Here is a 13872-nt window from a genome sequence, read left to right as displayed (position 1 = left end):
GGCCTGAAAATTGTTTGTCGCTGCAACCGGAGGACTCAACATGCGACGTTTTAGAGGAAAGAACGGGCCATTGACCAAGGAGAGCTTTCTGACGATGACCAGCGCGGCCGCGCTGATCGCAGCTTCCGTGACGATCGCCGCACCTGCTCGCGCGGACGATGCGGTCAATCAGCGCTGGATCGACAGCGAATTCCAGCCCTCGACGCTGTCGAAGGCCGACCAGCTGAAGGAATTGCAGTGGTTTGAAAAGGCCGCCCAGCCCTTCAAGGGGATGGAAATCAACGTGGTGTCGGAAACCATCACCACGCATGAATATGAATCCAAGACCCTGGCGAAGGCCTTCACCGAGATCACCGGCATCAAGCTCAAGCACGATTTGATCCAGGAAGGCGACGTGGTCGAAAAGCTGCAGACCCAGATGCAGTCCGGCAAGAACGTCTATGACGGCTGGATCAACGACTCGGACCTGATCGGCACCCACTTCCGCTACAACCAGACGGTCGTGCTGTCGGATTACATGACCGGCGAGGGCAAGGACGTCACCAACCCCGGGCTCGACGTCAACGACTTCATCGGAAAATCCTTCACCACGGGGCCGGACGGCAAGCTCTATCAGCTGCCCGTCCAGCAGTTCGCGAACCTCTATTGGTTCCGCTACGACTGGTTCTCCAATCCGGACTACAAGGCCAAGTTCAAGGCCAAATATGGCTACGATCTCGGCGTTCCCGTGAACTGGTCGGCCTATGAAGACATCGCCGAGTTCTTCACCAACGACATCAAGGAGATCAACGGCGCCAAGGTCTATGGTCACATGGACTACGGCAAGAAGGATCCCTCGCTCGGCTGGCGGTTCACCGATGCCTGGCTGTCGATGGCCGGCAACGGCGACAAGGGCATCCCGAACGGCAAGCCGGTCGACGAATGGGGCATCCGCATGGAAGGCTGCCGTCCGGTGGGTTCATCCGTCGAGCGCGGCGGTGACACCAACGGTCCGGCGGCGGTCTATTCGATCGCCAAATATCTCGACTGGATGAAGAAGTATGCCCCGCCGCAGGCGCAAGGCATGACCTTCGGCGAAGCTGGACCGGTACCGGCGCAAGGTAACATCGCCCAGCAGATCTTCTGGTACACCGCCTTCACCGCCGACATGGTGAAGCCCGGTATTGCCGTCGTGAACGCCGACGGTTCGCCGAAGTGGCGTATGGCGCCGTCGCCGCACGGCTCGTACTGGAAGGAAGGCATGAAGCTCGGCTACCAGGACGCCGGCTCGGCGACGCTCCTGAAGTCGACCCCGGCGGACCGCCGCAAGGCGGCCTGGCTCTATCTGCAGTTCATCACCTCCAAGACGGTGAGCTTGAAGAAGAGCCATGTCGGTCTCACGTTCATTCGTGAATCCGACATCTGGGACAAGTCGTTCACCGAGCGTGCGCCGAAGCTCGGCGGCCTGATCGAGTTCTACCGCTCGCCTGCGCGCGTGCAGTGGACCCCGACCGGCAACAACGTGCCTGACTATCCGAAGCTCGCGCAATTGTGGTGGCAGAACATCGGCGATGCGTCGTCCGGTGCGAAGACGCCGCAGGCCGCGATGGACGCCCTGGCGGCAGCCCAGGACTCCGTGCTCGAGCGTCTGGAGAAATCCAACGTGCAGGGCGCCTGCGGACCGAAGCTGAACAAGAAGGAGACCGCCGAATTCTGGTTCGCCAAGTCGGAGAAGGACGGCAACGTCGCTCCGCAGCGCAAGCTGGCGAACGAGAAGCCGAAGGGCGAAACCGTCGACTACGACACGCTGGTGAAGTCGTGGCCGGCAACGCCGCCGAAGCGAGCGGAAGCGAAGTAAACTTCGCCATTGTGAGTGATGCAAAAACTAAAGGCCGGGAGCGATCCCGGCCTTTTTTCTTTCTTACCTCGCCCCGCTTGCGGGGAGAGGTCGGATCGCCCTTGCGATCCGGGTGTGGGGGGGTAAAGGTCCAGCAACTACCGCCGACTTCGCGGAGAGAGCCCCTCACCCCAACCCTCTCCCCGCAAGAGCGGGGCGAGGGAGCGCACCGAATTTCTACTCCGCCGCCTGCTTCGCGCCGAGCGTCGGATAATCCGTATACCCCTTGGCGCCGCCGCCATAGAACGTCGCCTTGTCGAACGCGTTGAGCGGTGCACCCTTCTTCAGCCGCTCGACCAGGTCGGGGTTGGAGATGAACGGTTTTCCAAATGCGATCAGGTCGGCCGCGTTGGCATCGAGTTGCTTGGTCGCCAGATCGAAATCGTAGCCGTTGTTGGCGATATAGGCCTGCTTGAAGCGCTTGCGCAACGAACCGTAGTCGAACGGCGCGTGATCGCGCGGACCGCCGGTCGCGCCCTCGACGACGTGGATGTAGGTCAGCTTCAGCGCGTTGAGCCCATCCACGATGTGATCGAACAGCGGCTGCGGATTTGAATCTGACACATCATTGGCCGGCGTCACCGGCGAAATGCGGATGCCGGTGCGCTCCGGGCCGGCGACCGCGGCTACCGCCTTCGATACTTCCAGCATCAATTTGGCGCGGTTCTCGATTGCACCACCATAGGCATCGGTACGCTTGTTGGTGCCGTCCTTGGCGAACTGGTCGAGCAGATAGCCGTTGGCGCCGTGGATCTCGATGCCGTCGAAACCGGCGGCGAGCGCATTCTCGGTGCTGCGCTTGAAGTCTTCGATGATCCCTGGAATTTCCGACAGCTCGAGCTCGCGCGGCTCGGAGATGTCGGTGAAGGTGCCGTTGACGAAAGTCTTGCCCTTGGCGCGGATCGCGGATGGAGCCACCGGCTTGCCGCCGCCGGGCTGCAATGAATCATGCGAGATGCGGCCGACATGCCAGATCTGGATGAAGATGCGTCCGCCGTTTTCATGCACGCGGTCGGTGACCTTGCGCCAGCCCGCGACCTGCTCCTTCGAATAGATACCGGGTGTGTCCTGATAACCCTGGCCCTGCTGCGAGATCTGGCTGGCCTCGGTGATCAGCAATCCCGCGGAAGCGCGCTGGCCGTAATAGTCGATGGCAAGCTCGCTCGGCACAAAGCTGCCAGGCACCGCGCGGTTGCGGGTCAGGGGCGCCATGACAAGGCGGTTCGGCAGCGTGATTCCGCCAAGCTTGTAGGGCTCAAAAAGTTTGGTCTGGCTCATGAAGGGATTTCCGAAAGGTGGATGATGGGGAAGAGTTGGGCATTACGGCGGATTGCGCAATGCCCAAAGGTACTCGGAAGCCATTCGGCCGGTGCAGGCTAGGCCCGCACAATCCCGGCCATATGACCGGCGTCGAGGAACAGGGTGTGGGCGTTGACGTAGGATGATTCATTCGAAATCAGGAACAGCGCAGCATAGGCCACCTCCCAGCCGGTGCCCTGGCGGCCGAACGGCACCGTCAGCGCGCGGTCGGCACGCCTGCGGCTGGCATCGCGGCCCATCGGGGAATCGATGAAGCCCGGCGCGATCACATTGCAGCGAATGCCCTTTTCCTCGCCGGCCCGCGCGATGGCGCGGCCGAGCGCGATCTGGGCGGCCTTGGAGGATTCATAGGCCGGGTTGCGGCCATTGGCGCGCTGGCTCGCCATCGACGAGGTCAGCGTGATCGCGCCGCCCGGCGCCATCACTTCGAGCGCGGCTTGCGCGAACAGCATGTGGCTGCGCACGTTGACGGCATAATCCTGGTCCCAGGCTTCCGCCGTCATTTTGGGCAGCGACAGCCCGCAGGAAATGCCGACATTCAGCGCCAACCCGTCGAGACCGCCGAGTTGCTTCGCGCAACGCGCGATCGCCGGCCCAATCGCTGATGCGTCGGAGACGTCGACGACGTCGGTAAAGGCCTTGCCACCTTCGCTGGTGATTTGCTTGACCGTGTCGTCGGCGGCCTCCTTGTTGATGTCGATGCAGGCGACATGCGCGCCCTCGCGCGCGAACAATACCGACATCGCGCGGCCATTGCCGATCGGCGGCTCCTCGTCGACGATGTTGCGCTGGCCGGCCCCGACCACGATGATGCGGCGGCCTTCCAGCCGGCCGCGACCTTTCGCGAGCCCGAGCGTTTCGGCGTGAAGCGAAGCGGCGGGATCGAGTTGCTTTGGTGCTTGCGTGGTGGTGGACATGAGCGGTCTCCCTTCAGCATTTTGTTCTTGCTGAAGGGAGCACTAGCACGGCGTAGCCTGTGACGCTAAGGCGTCCGGTCTTGCAAGGCGAGACAGATCACTTCGCGCCCATGTAATCGCGCTTGCCGACCTCGACGCCATTATGGCGCAGGATGCCGTGGGCAATGGCGGCATGGAAGTAGAATTGGGGCAGCGAGAAGTTCGAGATGAATTGCTGGCCCTTCAGCGTCATGGTCTTGTCCGGCCCCATCGGAAAGGTGACGTCTTTGGTGTCGGCGCCCTCGAACTGCTCGGGCTTGAACGACTTGACGTAGTCAACGGTCTTGGCGAGCCGCTGGCGCAATTCCTCAAAGGTCTTTTCGGTATCGGGTGTCGACGGCACTTCGCTGTGGGTGACGCGGGCGCAGCCCCTGACCGCAAAATCGGTGGCGAGCTGAATCTGCTTCGAGAGCGGCAGCATGTCCGGAAAAAGCCGCGAGGCGAGCAGCACGTCGGGCTGGATCTTCTTCGCCTCGCAATGCGCTTCTGCTTTGGTGAGCAAGCCGGAGAGGCTGTTGAGAATTTGCAGATAGGCCGGAACGGTGGCGTCGTAGAAAGACATATGATGCTCTTTTCGTTGTGTGGAATTTTATGGCATGCAGAGACTGCGTGCTGCAGGTGGGGCCGGGGAGAGGAGATTGCAACGCTCGGAAGGCGTGAAGTGTAGTCAAATATTTCCGGCGCTTGCTTACCTCGCCCCGCTTGCGGGGAGAGGTCGGATCGCTCTTGCGATCCGGGTGAGGGGGTACAGGTCTATCCGCAACGTCGAACTCGCGGTGAAAGCCCCTCACCCCGACCCTCTAAGAGCGAGCTTCGCTCGTCTCGACCCCGCAAGAGCGGGGCGAGGGAGCACAGAGAGCGGAGCTTGCCTCACCTTGCCTGCGGCATCACCGCCGCCGCCGGCTCGGCGCGCGGCCCGCGCATGCGCGCCAGCAATTCGGCCGTAGGCCAGGAATCCGCCGGCAGGCCGTATTTGATCTGCATCGTCTTCACCGCGGTGCGGCTGAGCTGTCCCATGATGCCGTCGACCTTGCCGACGTTGAAACCGGCGCGCACCAAAAGTTGCTGCAATTCCTTGAGCTCGTTGAGCGGCAGTTGCGCCACCGGTGCGCTGGGCTGGCGCATCGGCGCGGCGCCCGCGATACGGGCCGCGAGATAGCCGGCGGTGGTCGAATAGATCAGCGAGTTGTTCCATTCGGTGTAGGCCGCGAAATTGGCGTAGGCCAGGAACGCGGGACCGGTGCGGCCCATCGGCAAAAGCATCGACGCCGGCAAATCGTCGTTCGGCAATGGCTTGCCGTCGGCAAAAGTGACGCCGAGCTGCGCCCATTTCGAGCGCGGCAGTTTGATGGTCAGGTCCGCCTGGTCCCACGGCAGATTCTGCGGCGCGCGCACTTCCTCCAGCCACGGCTCGCCGCGCCGCCACTTCAATCCGTTGGCGATGTAGTTTGCGGTCGAGCCGATCACGTCGGGCGCGCTGCTCAGGAGATTGCGATGCCCGTCGCCGTCGTAATCGACCGCGTAGTTGAAATAATGCGTCGGCAAAAATTGCGTCTGGCCGAGTTCGCCGGCCCACGATCCGATCATCTCGCTTGCCGTGAGATCGCCGCGATCGACGATCTTGAGCGCGGCGATGGTCTCCTTCTGGAACATCTCCGAGCGGCGGCAGTCATACGCCAGCGACACCAGCGACGGCAGCGTATGCAGCTTGCCGAGCTCGGCGCCAAAACTGCTCTCCAGCCCCCAGAACGCGGCGATCACGGCCGGCGGCACGCCGTATTCCTTCTCGGCGCGATTGAACGCTGCCTGATGCATCCGGATTCGCGCCTGCGCATTTTTTGCAGCACCTTCGGATGCTCTATTCCGCGAAAACTCGGTGAACACCTGGCCGAACACGCGCTGGCCGCGGTCGCGGTTGACGATGCTCTGGTCGTAGACGAGGTAGGGGGCGGCTTCCGCCATCGCGCGCTGCGAGACGCCTTCCGCCACCGCCTGCTGCTTGAGGTCGGTGAGGAAGCGATCGAAACTCATGCCGTTGTGGCACGCCGCACCGCCGCGCGGGGCCGCGGCGACGGGTCGCGCGGCGGGCTGTTGGCCCGGCACCGCAGCGGGCCTGGGCACCGCGGCCGGCCTGGGCTGAGGCGCAGCCGCGGGCCTGGCGGGAGCGGGGCGCACGGGAGCCGGGGCCGGTTGGGACAACGCCTGCTGCGGCCCGGAGAGGATCGCCAGCAGGACTGCGCCAGGAAGGAAATGGGTCGTCGAAAAATTTCGCATGCAGTTTCCGAGCAAACGGCGAGAAGGTGATGTTCACCCTCCCCTGGAGGGGGAGGGTCGGCTCACATTGAGCGTAGCGAAATGTGAGACGGGGTGGGATGACAGTCTCTCAACTGGAACACTTGTCGAGAGGATAGACCGTCACCCCACCCCGCCGCTCATTTCATGAGCGTCGACCCTCCCCCTCCAGGGGAGGGTGAAGGCAAGTGCCCATGCGGCTGGTAGACGAGGCCACGTGGCGGGCGCTGGCGTCAAGGATATCCGTGCTTCCGACGATGTGAGAACAAGCCCGCTTCCTGCATAGGAGCCTGCCGCCAGAACCGCAGCCCGGAGGCTGTTCCAACCCGCATCGCCCGTGTAGGCTACCGCAACTGCCGGCCACATAGGCCGACGTCCAAATGGGGCGGGCAGAAAATGGGAGATGACGGACAACCATGACGGAACTCCGATATTTGGCGCCCAATTCGCTTGATGAAGCGATCAAGGCGTTCGCCGCGGCCGGAAGTGCGGGGCGCATCCTGGCCGGCGGTACCGATCTTCTGGTGCAGATGCGCGCCGGCGTCGTGAAACCGGGCCTGATCGTCGACATCAAGAAAATCGCCGAGATGACCAAAATCGAGCAAACCGCCGATGGCGGGTTTCGCGTCGGCGCCGCCGTTTCCGGCATGGCGCTGCATGATCATGTCAGTTTCGGCAAGGTCTGGCCCGGCGTGCTGGAGGCCGTCAACCTGATCGGCTCCAAGCAAGTCCAGGGGCGGGCCTCCGCCGGCGGCAATCTCTGCAACGGCTCGCCGGCCGGCGACAGCGTGCCGGCCATGGTCGCGGCCGGTGCGATCGTCACGGTGCAAGGGCCGGATGGCCGCCGTGAGTTGCCGGTGGAACAGGTGCCGGCGGGCCCCGGCCGTACCAATTTCAAGCCCGGCGAAATCCTCGTCAGCTTCACGCTGCCGCCGCGGCCCAAAGGCTCGAGCGACGCGTATTTGCGCATGATCCCGCGCACTGAAATGGACATCGCCGTGGTCGGCCTCGGCGTCAGCCTGACGCTGAAGGACTGCGTCTGCACCGCCGCCCGCGTCGGCCTTGGAGCGGTGGCGCCGACCGTGCTGCTGGTCGAAGCGGCCGCCAAAGCCCTGATCGGCAGCACGCTCGACGAAGCCGCGCTCAATGCCGCCGCCGCCGCCTGTTCCGCCGCCTGCCGTCCGATCGACGACAAGCGCGGCACGATCGCTTACCGCACCAAAGTGGCCGGTGTGCTGCTCAAGCGCACGACCGCGATTGCCGCCCAACGCGCCAAAGGGAATTAAGCTTCATGGCCAAGGTCCACGTCACCACCACGATAAACGGCGAACCGTCAGAGTTCCTCTGCGAGCCCAACGACACCATGCTCGATGCGCTGCGCGGGCCGCTCGGGCTCACCGGCTCCAAGGAAGGCTGCGCCTCCGGCGACTGCGGCGCGTGCAGCATCACGGTCGACGACAACCTCATCTGTTCCTGCCTGATGCTCGCGGTCGAATCCGAAGGCCACGAGCTGCGCACCATCGAAGGCATGGCCCAGGGCGAGAAGCTGCATCCGCTGCAGCAGAAGTTCCTGGAAATGGCCGCGCTTCAGTGCGGCATCTGCACCTCGGGCATGCTGGTGGCGTCCGACGCGCTGCTGAAGCGGAATCCGAAGCCGAGCGAGGAAGAGGTTCGCTTCTGGCTCGCCGGCAATCTCTGCCGGTGCACCGGTTATGACAAGATCGTTCGCGCTGTCATGGACACCGCGGCCGAAATGCGCGCCCAATAACAGCCGGAGCCAGCACCATGACCGTCGTCACCAACAACAAGTGGATCGGCCAGCGCACCATTCGTCCAGACGGTATGGACAAGGTGACCGGCCGCGCGCAGTTCGCCGCCGACACCAACATGCCCGGCATGATCTGGGGCAAGGTGTTGCGCAGCCCGCACGCGCATGCGCGCATCAAATCGATCAACACGGCGAAGGCCGAAGCGCTGCCCGGCGTCAAAGCCGTCGTCACGGCGCGCGACATCGTCGATTTCCCGATCGATAAGGGCGCGGTCATGCTCGGCATCCAGGACATGCGCTGGATGTGCCGCAACGTGATGGCGCGCGAAAAGGCGCTGTTTCCCGGGCACCCCATTGCGGCCGTTGCCGCTACCACCGAAGCGATTGCGGCGGAAGCCTGCAAGCTGATCGAGGTCGACTACGAAGTGCTGCCCTTTGCGATCGAGATCGAGGACGCGATCAAATCCGACGCGCCGATCCTGCACGAGTTCAACAAGTTCGAAGGCAAGCCTTCCAACATCGCCGGCCGGATCGAGCACAAGAAGGGCGATCTCGCCGAAGGCTTCAAGAAGGCCGAAATCGTCATCGAGCGCAGCTTCACGACGCGCCCGGTGCATCAGGGCTATATCGAGCCGCATGCCTGTCTGATCAGCGTCGCGCCCGATGGCAAGACCACGATCTGGAGCTCCAGCCAGGGCCAGTTCATGGTCCGCGCGATGACGGCCCATCTCACCGGCATCCCGCAAAGCGACATCCGCGCCATCCCCGCCGAGATCGGCGGCGGTTTTGGCGGCAAGACCATCGTCTATCTCGAGCCGCTGGCGACGCTGCTGGCGAAAAAGTCCGGCCGCCCGGTGAAGATGGTGATGACGCGCGAGGAAGTGATGCGCGCGACCGGGCCGACGTCAGGCTCAAAGAGCACGGTGAAGATCGGCGCCACCAAGGACGGCAAGATCGTCGCCGCGCACGGCACCTTCTATCTGCAGGCCGGCGCCCTCCCGGGCTCGCCGATCCGCGGCGCCGTCGGCTGCAGCTTCACACCCTACGACATCCCGAACCTGCTGTCGGAAGGCTATGACGTCTGCTCCAACCGCTCGAAAGTGGCGGCCTATCGCGCGCCGGGCGCGCCGATCGGCGCTTACGCGGTGGAATGCGTGCTCGACGAGGTCGCCGAGGCGCTGAAGATGGACCCGCTCGACTTCCGCCTGAAGAACGCCGCCAAGGAAGGAACCAAAGCCGCGCACGGCCCGACCTTCCAGCGCATCGGCTACATCGAGACGGTGGAAGCGGCAAAGGCGTCGGATCATTACAAGGCGCCGCTGGGAAAACTTCAAGGACGCGGCGTCGCATCCGGCTTCTGGTTCAACGCCGGCGGTGAATCCTCCGCGCAGGTCAACATCACCGAGGACGGCAACGTCGTTGTCACCACGGGACATCCCGATATCGGCGGCTCGCGCGCCGGCATCGCCAACATCTGCGCCGAACTGCTCGGCATCGACTATCGCCGCGTCTCGGTCCTGATCGGCGACACTGCCACCATCGGCTTCTCGAACCTCACCGGCGGCAGCCGCGTGCTGTTCGCCTCCTCGATCGTGGTGACGCAGTCGACCGAGCAGATCATCAAGACCTTGCGCGAACGCGCCGCAAAAATCTGGGAAATCGACCCCGAGGCCGTGAAGTGGGAAGACGGCGCGGCGCATCCGGTGAGCCCGAATGCCGGCCAGTTCCCGCCGCTGACGCTGAAAGATCTCGCCGAGAAGGCGCCCGCGATGGGCGGCCCGATCGGCGCCGGCGTGCAGCTCAACACCACGGGCGCGGACGGCGGCTTCGGCACGCATATCTGCGACGTCGAGGTCGACGTCGATCTCGGTATCGCGCGCGTGACCCGCTACACCGCCGTGCAGGATGTCGGCCGCGCCATCCACCCCGGCTATGTCGAGGGCCAGCTGCAGGGCGGCGTCGCGCAAGGCATCGGCTGGGCGCTGAACGAGGAATACATCTATACGAAGGAGGGCAAGGTCGATAATCCCGGCTTCCTCGACTATCGCATGCCGGTCTGCTCCGATCTGCCGATGATCGACTGCATCATGGTCGAGGTGCCGAACCCGAAGCACCCGCAGGGCATCAAGGGCGTCGGCGAAGTGCCGCTGGTCCCCGTGATGGCCGCGGTGGCGAATGCGATCTACAACGCGCTCGGCAAACGCTTCTACGCCCTGCCGATGTCGCCGCCGAAGGTGCTGGAAGTGATCGACGCGCCGGAGACACGGCAAGCGGCGGAGTGAGGTGCGTCGGGTGGGTGGAGCGGAAGCGATACCCACCGATTGTTCCAATAAAAGAAAGATGGTGGGTTACGCTTCGCTAACCCATCCTACTTCTTGACCCGCCATTTGCACGATCCATGATGCGACAGGCCGATCCAACGTTCAAAACCTGTCGTCCTGCTCTGGCATTCGCCTTCCTGATGCTCGCGCTTGCCGTATCGAAAGATGCGCACGCCCAATCCGACGCGCCCGTTCCACAGCCCAAGGATTACCCGGCGGGCGAGGTGTTTCGAGGCCGCGCGGCAAAGGTCGATTTGCGTCCACCGGAGAACCGGGAATATCGGACGCGGCTCAGGGAGGCGGCCAGCCAGCCGGCCAATTTCGCGGGCCACTACGTTCTCACCACATGGGGCTGTGGCACCGGCTGCGTGCTCGGCGCCGCGGTGGACCTGAAGTCTGGAAAGGTGATTTTTCTGCCAGGGTCGGTTTGCTGTTGGGCGATCGACGTGCCCCAGAATTTCGAACCGGTCGATTTCCAGTTGCAGAGCCGTCTCGTTGCCCTGAACGGAATGATCAACGAGCAGGGCCCGGACGGTCCGCATTACTTTGAACTGGCGAACGGAGCGTTCAAGCGGGTAGTTTCGGGCAAACGCTAGCGTCGGATGAGCGGAAGCAACATCCGGCTTTTCTACGGGTTACATTCTTGGTCTCCCCCGGCCCACCGGAAAACCTTCTTGTTTAGCCTGTCGCTGATGATCGGGTTATTGGTCTTAACGGAAACGCGAGACCCTGATCCCATCTTTTCAATTTTTGCCGAAAGAAAGTAGTTATCTGCGAATACGCCGATCACCACGAAACGAACGACTGCGAATCCGAGTTCTTGGTGAAGATTGGAGACGACCTCATTCCTTGCAGCGTTGGTACCTCCCGTAACACAGCGCCTGGCTGTGCTGGTTAGACGCCGATAAACTTCCTCGTAGTTATCGGCATAATTCTGGCTGACGTTGTCCGATTTGGACTCAAGGGATTCCGGCGTTGCCGAGCACCCGGCAAGCAATAGGAGCAAGGCGACCGCAGTCGTCCCTGCGGTCAGTGCTGCCTTGGTCCCCATGAGAAGCGCTCCTCAATATGGCGAACTTGTCAGTCCCGCCGGTCTGCCGTTCACCACGTCGAAACTTCAAATTGAGTCACTACCGAAAACAAAGTGGCCCGCCAACACGGATGTCGGCCGTTCACGCAATTATTGAAAGTACGATCAATGCCGGCCGATCGGAGGGAGAGAGCTTCGCGAAGGACTTCGATCGGAGCAACATCATATAAGGGCATCTTGACCTTTGCAGCGACATAGCCCCTTCTGGCCTCCAGGTCGGTACGCTTATGCGGGCTACAAGCAAACAACAAGGGGAGACCACCCATGGATGACGCAACAGCCCGGCGCGCGGCGCAATCGCTGCTTGCGGCACACAAGGCCAACGTTCGGTTCACGTCGCTTGCTCCGCCGGACAAGCCCGCCACGATCTCGGACGCCTATGACATCCAGGACAGCTATGTCGCGCTGCTTCGTGGCGAGCACGGCGACGCCGTGGGCTACAAGGTCGGGCTGACGTCGGCAACGATGCAGAAATTCTGCGGGATCGATCATCCGATTGCTGGCGTCGTGCTCGCAAGCCGCGTGCATCGATCCGGTGCGATCGTCCGTCGTGCGGATTTCGGGCGGCTCGGTCTCGAATTCGAAATCGCCGTTCGCATCAAATCCGACGTGCCGGTCACGGCTGCGCCGGTGACCGCCGCAATGATTGCGCCGCATGTCGGCGGCGTCAGCGCGGCCATCGAACTGGTGGATGACCGCAACGCCGATTACGGCAATCTCGATGTGCTTTCGCTGGTATCGGATAATTCCTGGAACGGCGGCATCGTCCTGTCGGAATTCGCGGCGAAATGGCCCGACCTGGAGCCAGTGATGGGACGTGCCACAAAGGATGACGTTGACCTCGGCGAGGGCCATGGCCGCGACATCCTCGGTCATCCCTTCAACTCCGTCGCCTGGCTTGCCACGCAGCTCAATTCGCGGGGGGCGGGGCTGAAAGCCGGCCAGGTGGTGATGACCGGCAGCGTCATGAAGACGGTGTTTCCGGACAGCGATGCCAGCTATCGTTTCAGTCTCGAGGGCATCGGCGTCGTGGACGTGCAGGTGCGTTAGAGCGGCGAAGGGCTGCGGTCGACCGTTGGCAACGGTGATGTCGTCGCGCGCGACTACTGCGCGCTACGTCGTCGTGGCGACAATTGCGGTCTGTGGCACTTGCTCGCCGCCCACTGCTGCGGGCTTGGTCGCGGCGTTGCGCTGATATCCTCCGAGACTGCGGCGATAGCGTTGCAGTGGCCGTTCAACAGCCAGGTAGCTGACCGTAGCCATGGCGATCGAAAAGCCGAGGACGATCGGGCCAGTCAGGTACCAGGGAAACAATTCTCTGAAGTAGATGGCTGCCGGATAATGCCACAGATACATGCCGTAAGAGATGACGCCGATGCCAACCAGCGGCGGTGCGGACAATACCAAACTGACCCTCGATTCTTTTTTCGAGGCCGAGATCAGCAAACCAAACGCGGCGATATGGGCAACATTGGTCATGATCACCAACGACCAGGGCGCGCGCCAAAAGCCGATCGAGAGGCAGACGGTGAGTGCTGCCCACGCGACGACGCCCGCGATATTGGCTGCTCTTTCCGAGATCAGGTCCTTGTGCCGGAGGGCTGTCGCCAGCAGCGCGCCACAAATCAGGCCGTCGATCCGCGTATCAAAGCGATAATACGTCGCGTCCCATCCCAGGGTTTCATAGATGTATATGCGCCATGCGCTGGCGAGCACGTAGAGGCCGAAGAGAACGACCACACGCCCGCGAGGCCCGATGCGCGCGAGCAGCAGAACTGCGAACGGCCAGATCAGATAAAAGTGCTCCTCGACCGAGAGCGACCATGTGTGAATCAGCACTTTCGGATTATGCCAGAAAGCCTGCGAATAATCGGACAGATAAAATGCCACCAGCGCGGCGTCGCGCACATGCGACATGAGGTCGAGCTGCGGCCAGAGCAGGGGGGCAATCAGCAGATACGCCGCCAGCAACAGAAGCAGGGGCGGGGTGAGACGGAGTAACCGGCGCAGATAGAATCTCCGCAGGTCGATCTTTCCCGTCGCGTCGATTTCGTCCACGAGAAGCCGCGTAATCAGAAAGCCGCTCAGAACGAAAAACAGATCGACGCCAAAATAACCCTGGTCGAATACAGTAACGTCGCAATGGTCTGCGATGACCAGGAGCACTGCGACCGCCCGCAATCCATCCAATGCTGGATTGTATGGAAACGGCAGTGCCAACAGAGCCCCCTAGCGCGGCGCAGCCGCGA

The 13872-nt window shown here is 62.8% G+C and carries 12 protein-coding genes; 6 read left to right on the top strand and 6 right to left on the bottom strand.

Annotated features, from left to right (window positions below; all coding sequences use genetic code 11):
• Positions 1 to 40 precede the first annotated feature (40 nt).
• A complete protein-coding gene (locus JQ600_RS26880; protein ID WP_212387522.1) occupies positions 41 to 1837 on the top strand; it encodes an ABC transporter substrate-binding protein in 1797 nt (598 codons plus the stop codon).
• 216 nt (positions 1838 to 2053) lie between these two features.
• On the opposite strand, the gene JQ600_RS26875 is transcribed toward JQ600_RS26880, so the two are convergent.
• From JQ600_RS26875 to JQ600_RS26860, 4 genes are all read right to left on the bottom strand, one after another.
• On the bottom strand, positions 2054 to 3154 hold the full coding sequence (locus tag JQ600_RS26875) for an alkene reductase (protein WP_212387523.1): 1101 nt from the start codon (positions 3152 to 3154) through the stop codon (positions 2054 to 2056).
• 98 nt (positions 3155 to 3252) lie between these two features.
• A complete protein-coding gene (locus JQ600_RS26870) occupies positions 3253 to 4113 on the bottom strand; it encodes an SDR family NAD(P)-dependent oxidoreductase (RefSeq protein WP_212490162.1) in 861 nt (286 codons plus the stop codon).
• 97 nt (positions 4114 to 4210) lie between these two features.
• Positions 4211 to 4714, bottom strand: coding sequence for a DUF1993 family protein (locus tag JQ600_RS26865; protein WP_212387527.1), 504 nt, complete (start codon positions 4712 to 4714; stop codon positions 4211 to 4213).
• 308 nt (positions 4715 to 5022) lie between these two features.
• Positions 5023 to 6426, bottom strand: a complete 1404-nt coding sequence (locus tag JQ600_RS26860) for a lytic murein transglycosylase (protein WP_212490161.1) — start codon at positions 6424 to 6426, stop codon at positions 5023 to 5025.
• 434 nt (positions 6427 to 6860) lie between these two features.
• Between JQ600_RS26860 and JQ600_RS26855 the strand changes: the two genes are divergently transcribed.
• From JQ600_RS26855 to JQ600_RS26840, 4 genes are all read left to right on the top strand, one after another.
• Complete coding sequence (locus JQ600_RS26855; RefSeq protein WP_212387530.1) at positions 6861 to 7730, top strand: xanthine dehydrogenase family protein subunit M; 870 nt, start codon at positions 6861 to 6863, stop codon at positions 7728 to 7730.
• A 5-nt stretch (positions 7731 to 7735) separates the two neighbouring features.
• On the top strand, positions 7736 to 8212 hold the full coding sequence (locus tag JQ600_RS26850; protein ID WP_192738509.1) for a (2Fe-2S)-binding protein: 477 nt from the start codon (positions 7736 to 7738) through the stop codon (positions 8210 to 8212).
• A 17-nt stretch (positions 8213 to 8229) separates the two neighbouring features.
• Positions 8230 to 10494 (top strand): xanthine dehydrogenase family protein molybdopterin-binding subunit, encoded by a 2265-nt coding sequence (locus tag JQ600_RS26845; protein WP_212387535.1) that lies wholly within the window; start codon positions 8230 to 8232, stop codon positions 10492 to 10494.
• A 119-nt stretch (positions 10495 to 10613) separates the two neighbouring features.
• Entirely contained in the window at positions 10614 to 11129 is a 516-nt protein-coding gene (locus JQ600_RS26840; protein WP_212387537.1) for a hypothetical protein, read from the top strand.
• Positions 11130 to 11161: 32 nt separating this feature from the next.
• On the opposite strand, the gene JQ600_RS26835 is transcribed toward JQ600_RS26840, so the two are convergent.
• Positions 11162 to 11584, bottom strand: coding sequence for a hypothetical protein (locus JQ600_RS26835; protein WP_212387539.1), 423 nt, complete (start codon positions 11582 to 11584; stop codon positions 11162 to 11164).
• A 303-nt stretch (positions 11585 to 11887) separates the two neighbouring features.
• Here JQ600_RS26835 and JQ600_RS26830 point away from each other — a divergent pair, with 303 nt between their 5' ends.
• Positions 11888 to 12673 (top strand): 2-keto-4-pentenoate hydratase, encoded by a 786-nt coding sequence (locus tag JQ600_RS26830; protein WP_212490160.1) that lies wholly within the window; start codon positions 11888 to 11890, stop codon positions 12671 to 12673.
• Positions 12674 to 12736: 63 nt separating this feature from the next.
• On the opposite strand, the gene JQ600_RS26825 is transcribed toward JQ600_RS26830, so the two are convergent.
• Positions 12737 to 13843 (bottom strand): acyltransferase, encoded by a 1107-nt coding sequence (locus JQ600_RS26825; RefSeq protein ID WP_212387550.1) that lies wholly within the window; start codon positions 13841 to 13843, stop codon positions 12737 to 12739.
• Positions 13844 to 13872 lie beyond the last annotated feature (29 nt).

Source organism: Bradyrhizobium sp. AUGA SZCCT0176 (genome assembly GCF_018130145.1).
In the GTDB taxonomy this organism is placed as follows: Bacteria; Pseudomonadota; Alphaproteobacteria; order Rhizobiales; family Xanthobacteraceae; genus Bradyrhizobium.
Note: the sequence above shows the minus strand (reverse complement) of the source record. Positions and strands in the feature narration are given on the sequence as shown.